This window comes from Uliginosibacterium sp. sgz301328, assembly GCF_041807905.1.
Taxonomy (GTDB): domain Bacteria; phylum Pseudomonadota; class Gammaproteobacteria; order Burkholderiales; family Rhodocyclaceae; genus JBGVSA01.
Window position 1 is genome coordinate 14,052 of record NZ_JBGVSA010000032.1, and the last position, 18,366, is coordinate 32,417.

20 protein-coding genes are annotated in these 18,366 nt (G+C 62.7%); 14 read left to right on the forward strand and 6 right to left on the reverse strand.

What is annotated here, in order from left to right:
* Positions 1-14: 14 nt before the first annotated feature.
* The gene (locus tag ACDA63_RS17995; protein ID WP_373664672.1) at positions 15-1,193 is read right to left on the reverse strand and encodes an STAS domain-containing protein; all 1,179 of its coding nucleotides are present in this window, start codon (positions 1,191-1,193) and stop codon (positions 15-17) included.
* A 312-nt stretch (positions 1,194-1,505) separates the two neighbouring features.
* Positions 1,506-1,913, reverse strand: coding sequence for an RNA polymerase-binding protein DksA (dksA, locus tag ACDA63_RS18000; RefSeq protein WP_373664673.1), 408 nt, complete (start codon positions 1,911-1,913; stop codon positions 1,506-1,508).
* Positions 1,914-2,061: 148 nt separating this feature from the next.
* On the opposite strand from dksA, the gene ybgC reads away from it, so the two are divergent.
* The 10 genes from ybgC to queC all read left to right on the forward strand — a co-directional run bounded on the left by ybgC (position 2,062) and on the right by queC (position 9,122).
* Positions 2,062-2,490, forward strand: coding sequence for a tol-pal system-associated acyl-CoA thioesterase (ybgC, locus tag ACDA63_RS18005; protein ID WP_373664674.1), 429 nt, complete (start codon positions 2,062-2,064; stop codon positions 2,488-2,490).
* The gene (gene tolQ / locus ACDA63_RS18010) at positions 2,487-3,164 is read left to right on the forward strand and encodes a protein TolQ (RefSeq protein WP_373664675.1); all 678 of its coding nucleotides are present in this window, start codon (positions 2,487-2,489) and stop codon (positions 3,162-3,164) included. Before ybgC ends, tolQ begins: the two co-directional genes overlap by 4 nt.
* A gap of 12 nt (positions 3,165-3,176) precedes the next feature.
* On the forward strand, positions 3,177-3,584 hold the full coding sequence (gene tolR / locus ACDA63_RS18015; RefSeq protein WP_373664676.1) for a protein TolR: 408 nt from the start codon (positions 3,177-3,179) through the stop codon (positions 3,582-3,584).
* Positions 3,585-3,592: 8 nt separating this feature from the next.
* Complete coding sequence (locus ACDA63_RS18020; protein ID WP_373664677.1) at positions 3,593-4,462, forward strand: energy transducer TonB; 870 nt, start codon at positions 3,593-3,595, stop codon at positions 4,460-4,462.
* 95 nt (positions 4,463-4,557) lie between these two features.
* On the forward strand, positions 4,558-4,941 hold the full coding sequence (locus ACDA63_RS18025) for an energy transducer TonB (RefSeq protein WP_373664678.1): 384 nt from the start codon (positions 4,558-4,560) through the stop codon (positions 4,939-4,941).
* Positions 4,942-4,998: 57 nt separating this feature from the next.
* Positions 4,999-6,282: a Tol-Pal system beta propeller repeat protein TolB gene (gene tolB, locus ACDA63_RS18030; protein ID WP_373664679.1), complete on the forward strand. Its 1,284-nt coding sequence runs from the start codon at positions 4,999-5,001 to the stop codon at positions 6,280-6,282.
* Between the two features lie 22 nt (positions 6,283-6,304).
* A complete protein-coding gene (pal, locus tag ACDA63_RS18035; RefSeq protein WP_373664680.1) occupies positions 6,305-6,841 on the forward strand; it encodes a peptidoglycan-associated lipoprotein Pal in 537 nt (178 codons plus the stop codon).
* Between the two features lie 64 nt (positions 6,842-6,905).
* Positions 6,906-7,646, forward strand: a complete 741-nt coding sequence (gene ybgF, locus ACDA63_RS18040; protein ID WP_373664681.1) for a tol-pal system protein YbgF — start codon at positions 6,906-6,908, stop codon at positions 7,644-7,646.
* Positions 7,647-7,716: 70 nt separating this feature from the next.
* Positions 7,717-8,391, forward strand: coding sequence for a 7-carboxy-7-deazaguanine synthase QueE (gene queE, locus ACDA63_RS18045; protein ID WP_373664682.1), 675 nt, complete (start codon positions 7,717-7,719; stop codon positions 8,389-8,391).
* A gap of 44 nt (positions 8,392-8,435) precedes the next feature.
* Positions 8,436-9,122 (forward strand): 7-cyano-7-deazaguanine synthase QueC, encoded by a 687-nt coding sequence (queC, locus tag ACDA63_RS18050; protein WP_373664683.1) that lies wholly within the window; start codon positions 8,436-8,438, stop codon positions 9,120-9,122.
* 64 nt (positions 9,123-9,186) lie between these two features.
* Here queC and ACDA63_RS18055 read toward each other — a convergent pair whose 3' ends face one another.
* Positions 9,187-10,386 carry an acetate/propionate family kinase gene (locus ACDA63_RS18055; RefSeq protein WP_373664684.1) on the reverse strand — a complete coding sequence of 400 codons (1,200 nt, stop codon included), beginning with the start codon at positions 10,384-10,386 and terminating at the stop codon, positions 9,187-9,189.
* 42 nt (positions 10,387-10,428) lie between these two features.
* Entirely contained in the window at positions 10,429-11,841 is a 1,413-nt protein-coding gene (locus ACDA63_RS18060) for a bifunctional enoyl-CoA hydratase/phosphate acetyltransferase (RefSeq protein ID WP_373664685.1), read from the reverse strand.
* 234 nt (positions 11,842-12,075) lie between these two features.
* On the opposite strand from ACDA63_RS18060, the gene glmU reads away from it, so the two are divergent.
* Positions 12,076-13,440, forward strand: coding sequence for a bifunctional UDP-N-acetylglucosamine diphosphorylase/glucosamine-1-phosphate N-acetyltransferase GlmU (gene glmU, locus ACDA63_RS18065; protein ID WP_373664686.1), 1,365 nt, complete (start codon positions 12,076-12,078; stop codon positions 13,438-13,440).
* A gap of 77 nt (positions 13,441-13,517) precedes the next feature.
* On the opposite strand, the gene ACDA63_RS18070 is transcribed toward glmU, so the two are convergent.
* Both ACDA63_RS18070 and ACDA63_RS18075 read right to left on the reverse strand, forming a co-directional pair.
* A complete protein-coding gene (locus ACDA63_RS18070) occupies positions 13,518-14,510 on the reverse strand; it encodes a TIGR01212 family radical SAM protein (protein ID WP_373664687.1) in 993 nt (330 codons plus the stop codon).
* 70 nt (positions 14,511-14,580) lie between these two features.
* Positions 14,581-15,063 (reverse strand): Lrp/AsnC family transcriptional regulator, encoded by a 483-nt coding sequence (locus ACDA63_RS18075; RefSeq protein ID WP_373664688.1) that lies wholly within the window; start codon positions 15,061-15,063, stop codon positions 14,581-14,583.
* Positions 15,064-15,215: 152 nt separating this feature from the next.
* On the opposite strand from ACDA63_RS18075, the gene glmS reads away from it, so the two are divergent.
* From glmS to ACDA63_RS18090, 3 genes are all read left to right on the forward strand, one after another.
* Entirely contained in the window at positions 15,216-17,042 is a 1,827-nt protein-coding gene (gene glmS, locus ACDA63_RS18080) for a glutamine--fructose-6-phosphate transaminase (isomerizing) (RefSeq protein ID WP_373664689.1), read from the forward strand.
* A gap of 319 nt (positions 17,043-17,361) precedes the next feature.
* Positions 17,362-17,772: an NUDIX hydrolase gene (locus ACDA63_RS18085; protein ID WP_373664690.1), complete on the forward strand. Its 411-nt coding sequence runs from the start codon at positions 17,362-17,364 to the stop codon at positions 17,770-17,772.
* A 60-nt stretch (positions 17,773-17,832) separates the two neighbouring features.
* Positions 17,833-18,039: a nuclear transport factor 2 family protein gene (locus ACDA63_RS18090; protein ID WP_373664691.1), complete on the forward strand. Its 207-nt coding sequence runs from the start codon at positions 17,833-17,835 to the stop codon at positions 18,037-18,039.
* The last annotated feature ends 327 nt before the right edge of the window (positions 18,040-18,366 follow it).

The following is an 18,366-nucleotide window of genomic DNA, read 5'->3' on the forward strand; positions in this document are numbered from 1 at the left end:
ACCGCTTTGGGTTCTCAACGGCGCGAAAGTTCGATCCGTGCCACCTGATCGATGCCCATTACACGCATCAGCGCGGCGACCATGGCATTGACGCCACGGATTTCGACTTTCTTGCCCTGAGTCTGGAATTGGGCGAATTGATTGAACAATGCGCCCGCGCTGACGAATTCAAGCCTGTTGAGCGCCCGTGCGTCGATATCGACGAGTTCGCGCTCATGTGCATAAGCCACGAGGCGGCGCAGGGTTTCGGTCTGGCTGTTGCTGGACAGCGTGCCTTCCAGCGCAAACCCGCCAGCGGGTTCTTCGACACGAGGCTCGAAGCCGCCTGTGTCGGTTAGCCCGCTAGTGTCCGTCATGCTGGCGGGCTCGGGAATTTCGAACGAAGGGGGCGACTCTTCGAAGGTGATCGCATAATCCAGCGCGATTTCGTCGAAGCGATCCTGGTTGCCAAGTTGCTGCAACAAGGCCAGCGCCAGCAGCCAGAACGGGGCGTGTTCCTTTTCGCCGACCTTGAGTCTCGGCTCGACCAGCGTCAGTGCATTCTGAGCGCCCAGCAACGTCACACGCGTGCGACTGCGCTTGAGGTCGGTGACGACTTCCATCAACAGGGCCGCGCCCGCCTCATCGATGCCGCGCAAGCGCGACATATCGATACGCAATTTGCCGGCCTTGGCGCCGATGCGAGCGTATTGCTCAAACTGGCTGCGGGCATTGGCGCTCAGCGTGCCAGTAAGGTTCACTGCCGGGGATGACTCCCGCACAGGCGCCGTCACAACGGGTTCTGCCTCGCCCCACAGGGGAGGCGAAATTTCGAATTGCTGCGCAAAGCCCACGGCGCGCGTGTCGAACGCCTCTTTATTGCCGGTCAGCCGATAGAGGTCGAGCAGCATGCGCCACAGGCCTTCGCCGGCGCGGCCGCCGGCAGCGTCGATCGCCTGTTCGAGCACGACGCGGGCCGGTTCATCGTTGGCGTTGGCGTAGAGGACGGCGGCTTCTTCGACGGCGGCGTTGTCATCGAGCCCTGAATCCGAAACCTGGATGCTTTCGGCTGCCTGGGCCAGCGCGGAGCGGCCACTGTCGCCATGGGGAAAATCGAGGATGGAGTTGCCATCCGGCTTGCCTCCCGCGCGCTCATCCGCAGCCGAGTGGGCGTCGGAGTCGGAAGGCTTCTTGCCGAAGAAGGGGATCACCATATGGTTCTACTCTTGGCGAGTGCGCCGGAAGGGTCGGAGCCTGGTCTCGCAACCATACGCCCTACCTTCAGCGGGCGACGCATCGCATCGCTCTCATGGAGCCGCATACGCGGCCTTGTTGCCCCGCGATGGAGCCTGTCCTGCCGGACGATGCTGCCAGGGCGATAGGCGCTGCGCTTGTTTGTTCGTGCTTTGCAGGCGCGCGCGGCCCGCATGGACACAGGTTGGTTTATTTCCGGCCTGGCGGCTGTGACAACCCGCACGCCGGCCGAGTACTGCCCTTCGGCAGTACTCGTTGCCCGGTTGCCGAGCTCAGTCGGCGAACATCTTCTGCATGCGTTCCCGACGGGTCTGCGCTTCGACCGACAGGGTCGCCGTCGGACGGGCCAGCAAACGGGCCAGCCCGATCGGCTCGCCGGTCTCTTCGCAGTAGCCGTAGGATTCGTCAGTGATCCGGACCAGTGCCTGGTCGATCTTCTTGAGCAATTTCCGTTCGCGGTCACGGGTGCGGAGTTCAAGCGCGTGTTCTTCTTCCACCGTGGCCCGGTCAGCCGGGTCGGCAACGGTTTCCTGTTCGCGCATGTGTTCGACGGTTTCGTCGACCTTCTGCTGGAGCTCCTCCCGCATTTGCGTCAGCCGCTCGCGGAAGAACTGCAACTGCTCCGCATTCATGTACTCGGATTCGGGCATCGCCAGAAGCTTGGCTTCGGTTAGCGCCATGGAGAACTCCCCCATCAGTGGTTCACTATAAGACCCGGCATTCTGCCGCAGTCGCGTCGGCTTTCACAGTCCCCGTAAACGGCGATTGCCGGCCCGGGTTAAGCGCAACATGCAATATATGGGCAAATCCGCAAAGTACAATAGGCGGATGACTGACAGCCACATACCGAAACAACGCGTCCACGAGTGGCCGGTACGTGTTTACTATGAAGATACCGACGCCGCCGGCGTTGTGTATTACGCCAATTACCTGCGTTTTTGCGAGCGGGCCCGAACCGAATGGCTGCGCGCGCTCAACTTTCATCAGCAACAACTGATGCGCGACGAGGGCCTCGCTTTCGTCGTCACTCGCGTCGAGGCCGACTACCTCAAGGGCGCGGAACTCGATGATGCACTGACGGTCTGCTCGACGATTGACTCGATCGGACGTGTCAGCCTGTGTTTCAAACAGAGGATAATGCGCGACCAACAGACCCTGTTCGTCGCCAGCGTCACCATTGCGTGCGTGGATTGGGCCCGCCGCCGACCGGCGCGCTTGCCGGAAAAACTCAAGAACCTTCTGGAACCCCCTGAATGAACGTCACCCAAGACCTGTCCATCCTCAGCCTCATCGCCAATGCCAGCGTGGTGGTGAAGATCGTCATGGCTATCCTGCTGGCCCTGTCTTTCATGTCCTGGTACTGGATTTTCCGCAAAGGCTTTGCCATCCGTCAGGCCGGCCGTCGCACCAGCGAATTCGAGCACCAGTTCTGGAGCGGTGGCGAACTGGCCCAGCTCTATCGAGGCGTGGCGGGAGACCGCGGCGGCGCCGGGCAACTTGCCCGCATCTTCGAAGCAGGCTATCGCGAATTTTCCAAGCTGCGCGGGCAGCCAAAGCTCGAAGCCTCCGACATCATCGATGGTTCGCGCCGCGCCATGCGCGCCACCTACCAGCGTGAGCTGGATGATCTCGAAGCCCACCTGGCATTTCTGGCTTCGGTCGGCTCGGTCAGTCCCTATGTCGGCCTGTTCGGCACGGTCTGGGGGATCATGAATGCCTTCCGCGGGCTCGGAGATGTCGGCACGGCGACCCTGGCCCACGTGGCCCCGGGCATCGCCGAAGCCCTGGTGGCAACGGCCATCGGCCTGTTCGCGGCCATTCCCGCCGTGGTCGCCTACAACCGCTACGCCCACGATCTGGACCGCCTGGCGATCCGCTTCGAGAGTTTCATGGAGGAGTTCTCCAACATCCTCCAGCGCCAGCTCCGCTGAGGAAGTGCCACGATGAGACAACGCCGCCTCATGAACCAGATCAACGTCGTGCCGTACATCGACGTGATGCTGGTGCTGCTGGTGATCTTCATGGTCACCGCGCCGATGCTGCCGACCGGTACGGTCGACGTGCCAAGCGTGGCCAAGGCCTCCCAAGCCAAGCTGCCGCCGCTTGAAGTGGTGGTCAAGTCGGCAGATGAACTGCAGATGCGCGATCGCTCCAAGACCGAGACGCTGACGAGCGTCTCCAAGAACGACCTCGTCGCCCGGCTGCGCGATGCGCAGGCTTCCAACCCCGACCAGCCGGTTGTCATTGCCGCCGACAAGAACGTTCGCTACGACGCTGTCATGCAGGTCATGGATCTGCTGCAACGGAACCAGATCTCGAAAGTCGGCCTGCTGGTGCGGCCGGCGCAATAGGACGCAGCATGCACCCGTCCGCAACGAGAGAACCACAACCGGGCAAATGGGCTTCGGCTGCGCTGACCGTGCTCATGCACGGGCTGCTGGCCGTGTTCCTGTTCTTCGGCGTGCAGTGGCAGAGCCGATCGCCTGAGCCGGTGTCGGTCGAACTGGTCCGCACCATGCCCTCGGTGCAGCCTTCGGCTCCGCCGACCACGCAGCCGCCCGCACCGCCGGTGGAGCAACCACCACCGCCGCCGCCCGCGCCGAAGCCCGAGGTGAAGGCGCCTGAGACTCCGCCGCCGCCCAAGCCCGACATCGCGATCAAGGAGCCGAAGCCGGAGAAGAAGCCCGAGCCCAAACCCGAACCGAAGGTCGAAAAGAAGCCCGAACCCAAGGTCGAGAAAAAGCCTGAGCCGAAGCCCGAGCCCAAGGTGGTGGAAAAGAAACCCGAGGTGAAACCGGAGCCCAAACCGCCTGCGGTGCGTGCGCCGACCGAAGACGACCGCATGCGTGCGCTGATGAACCAGGATTCGGCCCGTGCGCAGGCCGTGACGCGGCAGAATGAACTGTTGCGCCGGTCCGCGGAGGAAGTCGCAGGCAACTCCAAGGCCGTCGACGAATGGAGTGCGCGCATCATCGCCAAGGTGCGCCCCAAGATCGTCAAGCCGCCCAACCTGACCGGCCGGCCCAAGGCCATTTTCACCGTGCGCCTGTTGCCGGACGGTTCGGTGAGCGAAATCCGGCTCAAGAGCAGTTCAGGCAATCCGACGCTGGATGCCAACATCGAACGTGCGATACGGGCGTCCGATCCCTTGCCGCTGCCCGCGCGCAAGGAGGTGTTCACCAATGAGCTGAGCCTGACCTTCGATCCGAACAATCCGGACGGAGGCTGATAAAGTTCGCGCTGTGCCCGCCCGGAGCCGGGCGAGCCTTATCTATATTGTTGGAACGATTGCCGATTCGGCACATCCGACGCATGAAACATTGGATGAAACGCTTTCGCCTGCCGGTTGTCTTTTTGGCAGTGACGATTCTTGCTTCATGCGCACCGTTGCCATCCCCGCCTGCCGGCGAGAAGAAAGGCGCTGCGTCGGATGATTGGTCGCAACGCATCGTGGCAGCGATCAGGCCGAATATTGTTCGGGTGGCGGATTTACCGGGGCGGCCGACGGCGGTTTTCGCAGTGAATCTCTTGCCAGACGGTACGGTGACGGCTATCCCAATGGAGAAAGGCACCGGCAACGCCCAGCAGGATGGGCTCATCGAGCGAGCGATCGCGCGTGCCAGCCCGCTTCCCCTGCCGCGGCGGCAAGAAGATTTCGCCTTGAGCCCCAGACTCACGTTCGATCCCAACGCGCCGAACGGAAGTTGAAAGCAGATGTTGACTTTCGTCGCCAGAATCTTTGACAGGATATAATCGAAAAAACTTATGAAGCGCAGAAACTTCCTATCGCTGTGTTCCGCGATTGCAGTGGTTGGCTTGAGCGGTATGGCGTCGCTGGCACATGCCCAGCTTTCGATCGAGATCTCGGGCGCGGGAGCAAGCCGCATCCCCATCGCCGTTGGCACGTTCGAAGGCGAGAATCTCCTTCCCCGTACGATCAGCGATGTGGTGCGCGATGACCTCGAGCGCTCGGGTCTGTTCCGTCGCGTAGAAACCGGCCCGCAGCCGATTCCCGAAGCCACCATCCCCGACTTTGCCAACTGGAAAGGGCGCGGCGCCGACGCGCTGGCCGTGGGCGCGGTGGGCCAATCGGGCGGTCGATTCGAGGCACGCTTCCGGCTCTACGACGTGGCGCGCGCGCAAGGGCTCGAAGGCCAGTCGTATGCCTTTCAGGCCGATTCCTATCGCGACGTGGCGCACAGGATTGCCGACGCCATCTACGCCAAGCTGATTGGCGAACCGGGCATTTTCTCCACGCGTATCGCCTATGTCGAAAAACGTGGCCAGCAGTTCTCGCTGGTGGTTGCCGATGCCGATGGCGCCCGCGCCGTGGCCGTGCTGCGTTCGGGCGAGCCGATCATTTCACCGACCTGGTCGCCCGATGGCACCAAGCTGGCCTATGTGTCGTTCGAAGCAAAGAAGCCGATCATCTACGTTCGCGACATCGGTTCCGAACGCCGCATCGTGCTCGCCAACTTCAAAGGATCGAACTCTGCCCCGGCCTGGTCGCCCGATGGCCGCCGGCTGGCGATTGTATTAACGAAAGACGGCTTGTCCCAGCTTTACATGGTCAACGCCGACGGCAGCGGCGTGCGTCGCATTTCCAATTCGAGCGGCATCGACACCGAACCGACGTTCTCGCCGGACGGGCAGTACATCTACTTCACCTCGGACCGTGGCGGCGCCCCGCAGATCTATCGCATGTCGGCCAACGGCGGCGACGCGCAGCGCGTAACGTTCGAGGGGGGCTACAACGTCAGTCCCCGCGTCTCGCCCGATGGCAAGACGCTGGCATACATTTCGCGTAACAACGGTCGCTTCCAGCTCATGACGATGGATCTGGCGACCCAGCAGACGCAGGTGATGACCGATTCCAGCAAGGACGAATCACCCAGTTTCGCGCCCAATGGACGCTACATTCTGTACGCCACGGAAGCGGGCGGCCGGGGTGTCCTGTCCGTTGTGTCCGTAGATGGCAAGACCCGATACCGGCTGTCCCAGCAGGCGAGCGACGTACGCGAACCGTCGTGGGGACCTCTGGCGAGGTAAGAACCTTTAATTGGAGAAAAACATGAAGCACTATCAATTGCCCCTGGCCGCCCTCACTGCGATCGTCCTGGCTGCTTGCAGCAGCTCGCCGACGCAGGAGCCGGCCCCCGTCGCCAACAACGCCCCGATCCAGGTCCAGCCGCAACAGCAGCCGACGACCACGACGCCGGTGCAGCCGTCGGGTAATCCGTTCGCCGTCCTGCGCGACCCGAACAACATCCTGTCCAAGCGCAGTGTGTACTTCGACTTCGACAGCTATGTGGTCAATCAGCAATACGTGCCGCTGGTCGAAGCCCACGCGCGTTTCCTGAAGGCCAACCCGTCGGCCAAGGTGCTGATCCAGGGCAACACCGACGAACGCGGTTCGTCCGAATACAACCTGGCCTTGGGTCAGAAGCGCGCCGACGCGGTCAAGAAGAACCTGTCGCTGCTGGGCGTGCCCGAGTCGCAGATCGAGTCCGTATCGCTGGGCAAGGAAAAACCGAAGGCCGCCGGCCACGACGAAGCCTCGTGGGCGCAAAACCGTCGTTCCGATATCCTGTATAACGGCGAGTTCTAATCAACCGTAACGTACGTGGCGGTGCCCCGGGTGGGCGCGCCGCGTCGTACAGGACCTTTTGCTCATGATCCGTTCGAAGATTTCGGCCGCAGCGCTCGGCCTGCTGCTGGCCCACTCTGCTCACGCGGCGCTGTTCGACGACGATGAGGCGCGCCGCCGCATCGATCAGTTGCGTTCCGATACCGATACGCGCCTGAAGTCGCTGGAAGACGCCCAGCGCGCCCAGTTGCAGCTGAACAACCAGCTCGACCAGTTGCGCAACGAGGTCAATCGCCTTCGTGGCCAGATCGAACAGATGACCAACGATCTTGATCAGGCCCAGAAGCGTCAGAAGGACTTTTACGTCGACCTCGATGGCCGGCTGCGCAAGCTCGAAGGTGCGGTGACGAACCTGAACCAGGCAAGCGCGCCGGTAGCGCCGCAGGGTGATCCGGCGTCCGAATCGCGCGACTACGGTGCTGCGCTGGATGCGCTCCGCGCCGGCAAGTATGTCGATGCGGCCAACGCATTCAAGAACTTCATCAAGACCTATCCGAAGAGCGCTTTCCAGCCCTCGGCCAACTTCTGGGCGGGTTCGGCCTACTTCCAGGCACGCGACATCGACAGCGCGCGTGAGTATTACAGCCGCGTCGTTACCGGCTGGCCCGATGACGCCATGGCACCGGATGCCATGCTCGGTCTGTCCAACACGCAGAACGAAAAGGGCGACAAGAAAGCCGCCCGGGCCACGCTCGAGCAACTCGTAGCGCGATACCCGTCGAGCGACGCGGCCAAGACCGCCAAGCAGCGTCTGGGCAAGAAATAAACAGCTATAAAGAACCACCGACGGGGCATCGGCGCGAGCGTCGATGCCCCGTTTGCGTGGTGGAACACTCATGAACGACGTCGTTGAAACCGATACGCGCGGCGCGACCCGCCTGCGCATCACCGAAATCTTCTTCTCCCTCCAGGGAGAGTCGAGCCGCGTGGGCCTGCCCACCGTGTTCGTGCGCTTGACGGGGTGCCCGCTCCGCTGCGTGTGGTGCGACACTGAATACGCCTTCCATGGTGGCGGTTATCGCAGCATCGATGAGATCGTCGCCGAAGTCGCCAGTCACGGCACGCCGTACGTATGCGTGACGGGCGGCGAGCCGCTGGCGCAACGCGCCTGCCTCGATCTGCTTGCCCGTCTGTGTGACGACGGTTTCTCCGTCTCGCTCGAAACGAGCGGCGCGCTCGACGTGTCGGGTGTCGATTCGCGCGTCTCGAAGATCATGGATCTCAAGGCGCCGGGCTCTGGCGAAGTGGCGAAGAATCGCTGGGAGAACCTTCCGCATCTGACGACACACGACGAACTCAAGCTTGTGCTGTCTGACGAGGCCGATTATGAATGGGCCCGGGCGGCACTGACCGAGCACGATCTGGCGGCACGCTGCCCGGTGTTGTTTTCCCCGGTGCAAGGCAAGCTCACGCCGGTACAACTGGCCGAGTGGATCCTGCGCGACCGCCTGCCGGTGCGCATGCAGGTGCAGCTCCACAAGATCATCTGGGGCAACTTGCCGGGCAAGTGAGCCGGCCAGCGTTTCATCCGACGACTATCAACCAGGGCATCGACATGGCTTTACAACGCGCAGTGGTACTTCTTTCCGGTGGTCTCGACTCGGCCACCTGCCTTGCCATCGCACGCGAACAGGGGCTGGAAACGTACGCGCTGTCGGTGTCGTACGGACAGCGCAGCATCGCCGAACTGAATGCCGCCAAACGTGTGGCGGCCGCGCTGGGTGCGCGTGAGCATCGCGTGGCACATGTGGACCTGGGCCAGTTCGGTGGCTCGGCACTCACCGATTCGTCGATTGAAGTCCCGACCGATGGCGTACAGGCCGGCATCCCGATTACCTATGTGCCGGCGCGCAATACGGTGATGCTGTCGTTGGCGCTTGGCTGGGCTGAAGTCCTGGGTGCCCAGCACATCTTCGTGGGTGTGAATGCGGTCGATTACTCCGGCTACCCGGACTGCCGGCCCGAGTACATCCGCGCGTTCGAAGCCATGGCAAACCTTGCCACGCGCGCAGGCGTGGAAGGTCTCAAAATGCATATCCATGCGCCGCTCATCGACCTGTCGAAAGCTCAGATCGCACAGCGCGGCACGGCGCTTGGTGTCGATTATTCGATGACGGTCACCTGCTACCAAGCCGACGACGAAGGGCGCGCATGCGGCAAATGCGATGCATGCCGCCTGCGTCGCGCAGGCTTCGAAGCCGCTGGACTCGCGGACCCGACTCGTTACCGGCCAGCCGCCTGAGCCAGTCACCGACGACAAAAAAAGGCGCCCCAAGGGGCGCCTTTTTCGCTTTTGCAGATACCGCTTATGCCACGCCCAGCAGCTTGACGGTGTGCGAAGCGATCATCCATTCCTCGTTGGTCGGGATGACGGCCACTGCCACCTTGCTGTCGGCTGCGTGGATGGTCTGTGCCTTGCCACGTTGCTTGTTCAGCTCCGGATTCAGCTTGGCGCCCATCCACGAGATGTACTCGACCACGCGCGAACGCACCAGATCGGAGTTCTCGCCGATGCCGCCGGTGAACACCAGGGCGTCCAGGCCGCCCGCGGCGATCATCAGGTCGCCGAGCTGGCGTGCCACGCGATAGCAGAACAGGTCGACGGCCTGCTTGGCTTCGGGCGCGTCGGATGCTTCCAGCGTACGCATGTCCTGGCTGATGCCGGACACGCCCAGCAGGCCCGATTCCTTGTAGATGAAGTTCGACAGCTCCTTGGCGCCGTAGCCGTGCGTTTCCATCATGTACAGCAGCACGCCCGGATCGATCGAGCCAGTACGCGTGCCCATCATCAGGCCTTCGGCGGCGGTAAAGCCCATCGAGGTCGCCACGCACTTGGTGTCGCGCAGGGCGGCCATCGAAGCACCGTTGCCCAGGTGGGCGATGACGACGGCGCCGTTGCCGGCCTTGTCACCCAGTACGCGCGTCAGTTGGCGCGACACGTAGTCGTAGGATTGGCCGTGGAAGCCATAGCGGCGAACGCCTTCGGCCGTGATCTTGCGCGGCACGGCGTAGATCTGCGCCAGTTCGGGCTGGGTGCGGTGAAAGGCGGTGTCGAAGCAGGCAACTTGCGGCAGGTTCGGGTACTTCTTGGCCAGGGCGCGGATCGGGCGCAGGTTGTGCGGCTGGTGTAGCGGGCCCAGCGGGATCAGCGAGGTCAGGAAGCTCATGATCTCGGGCGTGATCAGCGTCGGCGCCGTGAAGCGCTCGCCGCCGTGCAGGACGCGGTGACCAACAGCGACCAGTTGTACGTTCTGCGCTTCGATCCAGTTCAGCAGCGTGTCGAGCGCCAACTGTTGCTGGGCTTCGAAGTCGGCGCCTTCGGGCGAAGTGATGACCGTATCGACCAGCACCTTGCCGTCGATATCCTTGGCAACGAACTTGGTTGCCGCGCCAATGCCGTCGATCTGGCCACGGAAGATCGACGGTGCGTTCTCGGCCAGCGGGGCTTCGAACATGGCGAATTTCAGGCTCGACGAGCCGGCGTTGATCACGAGTAGAGCTTGCATTGTTGTACCTGCCTTAAAGAATGCTGCGATAAGAGGGGGCGACTACGACTTGCGGTAGGCCACGATGCGTTTGACGATCGCGCATGAGGCCGAGCGGGCTTCCGCGCGGTCTGCGCGGCTCGTCAGTACGATGGGCACGCGGGCCCCGACGACGACGCCGGTGAGAAATCCACCGGCGAGATATTCCAGTTGCTTGCCGAGCATGTTGCCGGCTTCGAGGTTGGGCACCATCAGGATGTCCGCGCGACCGGCGACTTCGGACACGATGCCCTTGGCCTTGGTCGCAAATTCGGACACCGCATTGTCGAAGGCCAGCGGGCCGTCGAGGATCGCACCGGTGATCTGGCCGCGATCCGCCATCTTGCACAACGCCGCCGCGTCGAGCGTCGATGGCATCTTTGGATTGATCGTCTCGACGGCCGCCAGGATCGCAACGCGCGGACGCTCGATTCCCAATGCGTGGGCCACGTCGATGGCGTTCTGCGCGATCGATACCTTGGTCGGCAGATCGGGCTGGATATTGATGGCGGCGTCGGTGATCAGCAGCGGGCGCGGATAGCGCGGCACGTCGGCCACATACACGTGGCTGATGCGGCGGCTGGTGCGCAGCCCGGTCTGCGTGGCGACAATGGCGCCCATGTATTCGTCGGTGTGCAGACTGCCCTTCATGAGGCCGTCGACTTCGCCGGCGCGCGCCATCTGTACGGCGCGTTCGGCGGATTCGACACTGTGTTCGGTGTCGACCAGCGTGCAGCCATGGAGATCGACGCCAAGCTGCTCGGCAACGCGGCGGATTCGGGCCACGGGGCCGACCAGGAAGGGCTCGATCAGGCCCTCGTCGCGCGCATGCAGCGCGCCCAGGAGCGACTCAGCGTCGCACGGATGCACCACGCCCATACGGATGGCGGGCAGACCGTCAGCCATCGCCAGGATTTTGCGGTAGCGCGCCTGCTCGTCCGTGAGTGTGAGTTCCGGCAATTGCCAGGCTTCGCGGCGTACGCGCACGGTCGGGGCATGCACCGTAGCGGTGCCCGTGAGCACTTGCTGGTTACGCTGGTTAGTGACGTTGCAGTCGATGGTGACCTGGCCGGTCGCGGTGTCTTTGGCGCGGCACGTCAGATGTACCGTCAGCGCGTCGCCGACCACGACGGGCGCGCGGAAGTGGAGCTCCTGGCCGACATAGACGGTACCCGGGCCGGGAAACTGGTTGCCAAGAGCGGCGGAAACAAAGGATGCGGACAGCATGCTGTGGGCGACGACTTCCCCTGCGGGGGCTTCGCGCACATAGGCCTCATCAATATGAGTGGGGTTGAGGTCGCCGGACACAGCGGCGAAAAGCTGGATGTCTTCGCGCGTCACCGTGCGCGAGTAGCTGGCTCCGTCGCCGATCTTGATGTCGTCGAAGATGACATTTTCAAGAACCGGCATAGGCGTAGACGCGGCAGGTTCATTCATGCTTGCATCCTATTGCCAAAGGCACTGTCATGCTAACGATTAATCAACGCCAAAAGAGTGACGCACGTCAAGCCGGCCGTAGGGGAAGTCATGCTTAGTAACGGGTTGTCTCGCCGATGCTAAAATCCCTTCCGCTTCACGGCTCCGTGCTTGCTGCCGCATTCGCGACCGCGACACTCGTCTCGGCAACCTTGTCTCCTGCCACCCAAATTCACCTTTTCCAGACCCACGTCCATGCAAATCGTCATTCTCGCTGCCGGACAAGGCAAACGTATGCGTTCGCGCCTGCCCAAAGTATTGCAGCCCATCGCCGCCCGCCCGATGCTGGCTCATGTCCTTGATACGGCCCGGGAACTGTCGCCTGCGCGCGTCTGCGTTGTGTACGGACATGGTGGCGAGCAGGTGCGGGCCGCGTTGGCCGCACCCGATGTCGTCTGGGCCGAGCAAGCACAGCAACTCGGCACCGGCCACGCCGTCCAGCAGGCGCTGCCGGTTCTCGATGACGAAGGCATGGCGCTGGTGCTGTATGGCGACGTCCCGCTGACCCGTCCGGAAACGCTGCGCGCGCTGGTCGACGCCGCAGGCGGCCAGGGGGTCGGGCTGCTCACAGTAACTATGGATCAGCCGACGGGATATGGAAGAATTATTCGCAACGCCGTCGGCGCAGTGCAGGCGATTGTCGAAGAGAAGGACGCCACGCCCGAGCAGCGCCTGGTGCGCGAGGTCAACACCGGCATTCTGTGCGCGCCGGTGGCGCGGCTGCGGGCATGGCTCGGCCGGCTCTCCAACAACAATGCGCAGGGCGAGTACTACCTGACCGACATCATCGCCATGGCAGTCGCCGATGGCGTGCCGGTCGTGGCGGCCCAGCCCGCGCAGGCGTGGGAGACGCTTGGGGTCAATAGCAAGCAGCAACTGGCCGAACTCGAGCGCATCCATCAGCGCAACATTGCTGACCGCTTGCTCGAACAGGGCGTCACCCTGATCGATCCAGCCCGTATCGACGTGCGCGGCGAGCTTCGCTGCGAGCCGGACGTCGAGATCGACGTCGGTTGCGTTTTCGAAGGTGCGGTCGAACTGGGCGAAGGTGTGCGCATCGGCGCCAACTGTGTGCTGCGCAATGTGCGTATCGCGGCCGGCACCAGGCTGGCGCCGTTCTGCCATCTTGAAGATGCCGAGGTCGGCAAGGACTGCGTGATCGGGCCCTACGCCCGTCTGCGCCCCGGTACAACGCTGGCCGAGGACGTCCACATCGGCAATTTCGTCGAGGTCAAGAACAGCCAGATCGCGGCGCATACCAAGGCCAATCACCTTGCATACATCGGCGACGCCACGGTGGGCAGCAAGGTAAACGTCGGAGCCGGCGTCATCACGTGCAACTACGATGGCGCCAACAAATACCGTACCGTCATCGAGGACGATGTCTTCATCGGGTCCGACAGCCAGTTGATTGCGCCGGTGCGTATCGGGCGGGGCGCCAACATTGGTGCTGGCACCACCCTCACGCACGACGCGCCCGAGGGGAAACTGACGCTCGGGCGTGCAAGGCAAGTCACGGTCGAACACTGGGCGCGGCCGGTAAAGGCAAAAAAATCGTGACAACTCTGTGAGTCCGCAAACCCCGCCGGGCGGCGGGGCTGGCGCGGGGTGGGCCGGCCACCCCGGCTCGGTGGACGTCAGACGAACGCCGGTGTGACGGGCGCCGACCAGGCCGAGGCAGGCGCCTCGTAGCGTTTACCTTGCCAACTGCCGCGCATGGCGAGTGCGTCTTCCAGCAACAAGGCCATGCTGGCTTGCTTGAGCGACCATTGCGGAGCCAGCAGCAGGTTGGGCGCACATTCGCTGATCAAGCGCTGGATCTTCACATACGGCGAGAGCCGTTCGACCGTGTCGGCCACGCACTCGACGTACTCGGTCACATCCATCAGCGGAACCGAATTCGGATCGGCGCGCCATTCGTTCGCCAATTGCGAGCCCTTGACCACCTGCAACTGATGGAACTTGATCGCATCCAGCCCGAGGCGAGACAACTTCAGCGCGCCTTCAGCGATCGTTGCGCGCGTCTCTCCGGGCAATCCGTACAGCATATGAGCGGTGGTGAATAGCCCGCGCTCACCTGCGCGCCTGATAGCATCAACGGTCTCGTCGAAAGTATGTCCGCGGTTGCAGCGGCGCAGTACTTCGTCATCGCACGACTCGATGCCGATTTCCAGCTCGACCACCGTGCGGATCGAAAGCTCGGCCAGGTAGTCGAGCACTTCATCCGGCAAGCAATCCGGCCGGGTGCCGATCACCAGTCCGGAAATCTGCGGATGGGCCAGGGCGACCTGGTACGCCTGGCGCAGGCGGGCAACGCTGCCGTAAGTATTCGAGTAGGTCTGGAAGTACGCCACATAGCGTTCGTCATAGCCATAGCGGCGCTGAACCTGCGCAATGCCCGTGTCGATCTGTGCGTGGATATCGTCCACGCCAAAGAGGTAACCAGGCGTAAAACTACGGTTATTGCAGAACGTGCAGCCATTGGTGCCGCGCGACCCGTCCCGGTTGGGGCAGGTAAAGCCGGCGTCGAGAGATACCTTCTGAAGGCGACAACCGTAGGTGTATTTCACCCAGTCGTTATAGGCGTGGTAACGACGACCATGGAAGTATTCGGGAGGCGTATCGGACATGGCGTGAGAATTTTCGGGTGACCCTTCACATTAGGACCCCGCTTTCTTCCCAACTCTGAGCAATATCAATTCACGAAACGGGCGACTCCCGCAGCGGAAGCGCCGTTGCGAATTTTGACCTTTTCACCGCAAAGAACGCCCGCACGTTCCGCACGTGAGCGTCGGCCGACAACAGCCGATGCGCCAGCGCGTGGTAGTCGTCCATCGACGCGACATGCAGAATCAGTACGAAGTCCGGGCCGCTACTCGTCCGATAGCACTGCTGGACTGCTGCTTCCTCCATCGCGCGCACCTCGAACCGTGCCAGCCATTCAGTGTTCTGCTGCTCCAGCGTAATTTCCACGATCACGGCCAGCCCCTGGCCGACGGCCTCCGGCGACAGGATCGCCACCGTCCGCTCGATTACGCCCGATTCGCGCAAGCGGCGCACACGGCGCAAGCAGGTGGCCGGTGACACGTGCACGAGCCTTGCCAGCGATTCATTGGTCAGCGAGGCGTCCTCCTGTAACTGGGCGAGGATGCGGCGGTCAATGGCGTCAAACTCTGTGGGCATTTGCAGGCGACTTGGAATCAATAACGTGAAATATTATTTCATGCCACGCATGATACGAAATAAAATTTCATTTTCCGAGAAATATTGCAGGCATCCGTCACGATAGCCCGGCTAGCATTGCGCATCGAATCAAGCAGCGCCGGGAGGCAATCATGTGTGGCATCGTCGGGGCCGTGGCCCAGCGGGATATCGTTCCTATCCTCATCGAAGGTCTCAAGCGCCTGGAATACCGTGGTTACGATTCCTGCGGCGTGGCGGTGCACCGCAACGGTGAACTGACCCGCGCCCGCAGCACCTCCCGCGTGGCAGAACTCGACGCCCAGGTTCGCACCGAAGGCCTGACCGGCTTTACCGGGATCGCCCACACGCGCTGGGCCACTCACGGCGCGCCAGCGGTGCACAACGCCCATCCGCACTTTTCGCGCGATCGCATTGCGCTGGTCCACAACGGCATCATCGAGAATCACGACGAGCTGCGTGCCGAACTCACGGCCAAGGGTTACGAGTTCGTCAGCCAGACCGACACGGAAGTGATCGCGCACCTCGTCGAATCGCTCTACGACGGCGACCTGTTCGATGCCGTCAAGCGCGCTTCGGCTCGCCTGCGCGGCGCCTACGCCATCGCTGTTTTCTGCCGTGATGAGCCGCATCGGCTCGTCGCCACGCGAGAAGGCTCCCCGCTTGTGCTGGGCGTGGGCGACAACGAAAACTTTGTCGCCTCGGACGCCATGGCGTTGGCCGGCGTCACCGACCAGATCGTCTACCTCGAAGAAGGCGACATCGTCGACCTGCAACTCGGCCGCTACTGGATCGAGGCGCGCCAGGGCGACGGATTCGTGCGCGCCGAGCGCCCCGTGCGTACCGTGCACGCGCACACCGGCGCGGCCGAACTCGGCCCGTACCGGCACTTCATGCAAAAGGAAATCTTCGAGCAGCCGCGCGCCATCGCCGACACGCTCGAAGGGGTAGTGAGCATTACGCCCGAACTGTTTGGCGACGGCGCCTACAAAATCTTCCGCGATATCGACTCAGTGTTGATTCTGGCGTGCGGCACCAGCTACTACGCCGGCTGCACCGCCAAGTACTGGCTCGAAGCCATCGCCGGCATCCCGACGCAGGTCGAAATCGCCAGCGAATATCGCTACCGCACCAGCGTGCCCAACCCCAGGAGCCTGGTCGTCACCATCTCGCAGTCGGGCGAGACGGCCGACACCATCGCCGCACTCAAGCACGCACGCACGCTCGGCATGGAAAACACGCTCACCATCTGCAACGTCGCCACCAGTGCCATGGTGCGCGAATGCAAGCTGGCGTACATCACGCGTGCCGGCGTTGAAATTGGCGTGGCATCCACCAAAGCATTCTCGACCCAGCTTGCAGGGCTGTTCCTGCTGACGCTGTCACTCGCGCAGGTGCGCGGCAAGCTCACCGAAGAACAGGAAGCGATCTGCCTCAGATCGATGCGCCACCTGCCCGTCGCGCTGCAAGGCGTGTTGGCGCTTGAACCGCAGATCATCGCGTGGGCCGAAGATTTCGCCCGCAAGAGCAACGCACTCTTCCTCGGGCGCGGGCTGCACTACCCCATCGCGCTGGAAGGCGCACTCAAGCTCAAAGAGATCAGCTACATCCACGCCGAAGCCTACCCGGCCGGCGAACTCAAGCACGGCCCGCTGGCGTTGGTCGACAAAGAGATGCCAGTGGTCACCGTCGCGCCGAACGACCAGCTCCTCGAAAAGCTCAAGAGCAACATGCAGGAAGTCCGCGCGCGCGGCGGAGAACTCTACGTCTTCGCCGACGCCGATACCCGCATCCACGGCGAGGAAGGCATCCATGTCATCCGCATGCCCGAACACTACGGCCCCCTCTCGCCCATCCTGCACGTCGTACCGCTGCAACTTCTCGCGTATCACACCGCCTGCGCGCGCGGGACGGATGTCGACAAGCCACGTAATTTGGCCAAGAGCGTGACGGTCGAATAACCCCCGGTTCGGTGTCTGTGAATACAAGGAATAAAATCTGTCGGGCTTTGGCAGTTACCGGAGGGCGGTTCCCGGCCAGGAGCGGCCGGTCGGACAGACCCGCCGGAAGCCGTCGTTCACGGCCCTCTAGCGTATGCTTAGCATATCGATGTGCTGCTGCTTGTCATCCTAATTTGGTAGGGTGAAAACCGCGAGAAATCCTTGCAGACCTAGACAGGCCGCCATTTTTCACGGGGTTCGGGCCGAGGTGTTATGCAGCAGCGGCCGGAGTCATACTGCAAAATTGCCGTCCAAATAGATAGTCAGGCCACAAGACCCCATGAGTCATCCAATTCCTCTCGTCGGCGTTGGTGTCGTCGTCATCCGCGATGGCCTGGTGCTCTTGGGCTTACGAAAGGGGTCACACGGTTCAGGCACGTGGGCGCTGCCAGGTGGTCACCTCGAGTACGGTGAGTCCTTGGAGCAATGTGCCGAACGTGAGGTACTTGAGGAGACAGGACTGGAAATACAAAACCTGTCACACGGCGCGTTCTCCAACGATCTCTTTGAGGGAAAGCACTACGTCACCCTCATTGTCGTCGCGCATAGTCAGGCGGGCGAGCCGCGTGTGCTTGAGCCTGAAAAGTGCTCTCGGTGGCAGTGGTTTCGTTGGTCTGAGCTGCCAGAGCCACTGTTTCAGCCTTTGGCATCGGTCTACAAGGCAGGCTATGTCCCCAGCGGTGTGGCCTAACCCCTCCCTCAAGGGGACGTCCCGCAAGCGGGCCGCCCCTTACGTCAAACGTTAAGCGTCATGGCACCGCGCGAACTCGTTGAACTCTGGGCGAGCGCCTTTAATCGCGCAGACGCGGACGGCTTGGCTGCGTTCTACGCAGAAGATGCAGTGAACCACCAGGTTGCCGAGGCGCCCGTCCGTGGACGGGCCGCAAATCCGAGACATGTTCGCGGTCGGCTTTGCCTCAGCCAAGATGGTATGCATCGGCCAGGGCCGCCCCGTTGAACGGCTGCTTCCCGGGCAGCCAAATGGCAGCCTTGGGTCAAAATCTGCCATTCATGGGGGATACGTTGAACGAGCGCTTCCGCTGAAATTGCTGCCTGAGCGCCTCCCTTGGCGCTCAGTTCCTATTCATCTTGGTCAGCGAATCACTCGACCCTCTTACGATCACTGGGGGTAACAGATCGCCGTCCCCCCTCCGGATCACCACGCAATCACCACCCCCACGCGGCCGCTCAGGCTGTCGCCTTTGCCTCCGGCCACGACGCGGTTGTAGTCGGCCGAGGCGAACAGGCTCACATCCTTGGTCACCTGGCCCGACACGCCCAGCCC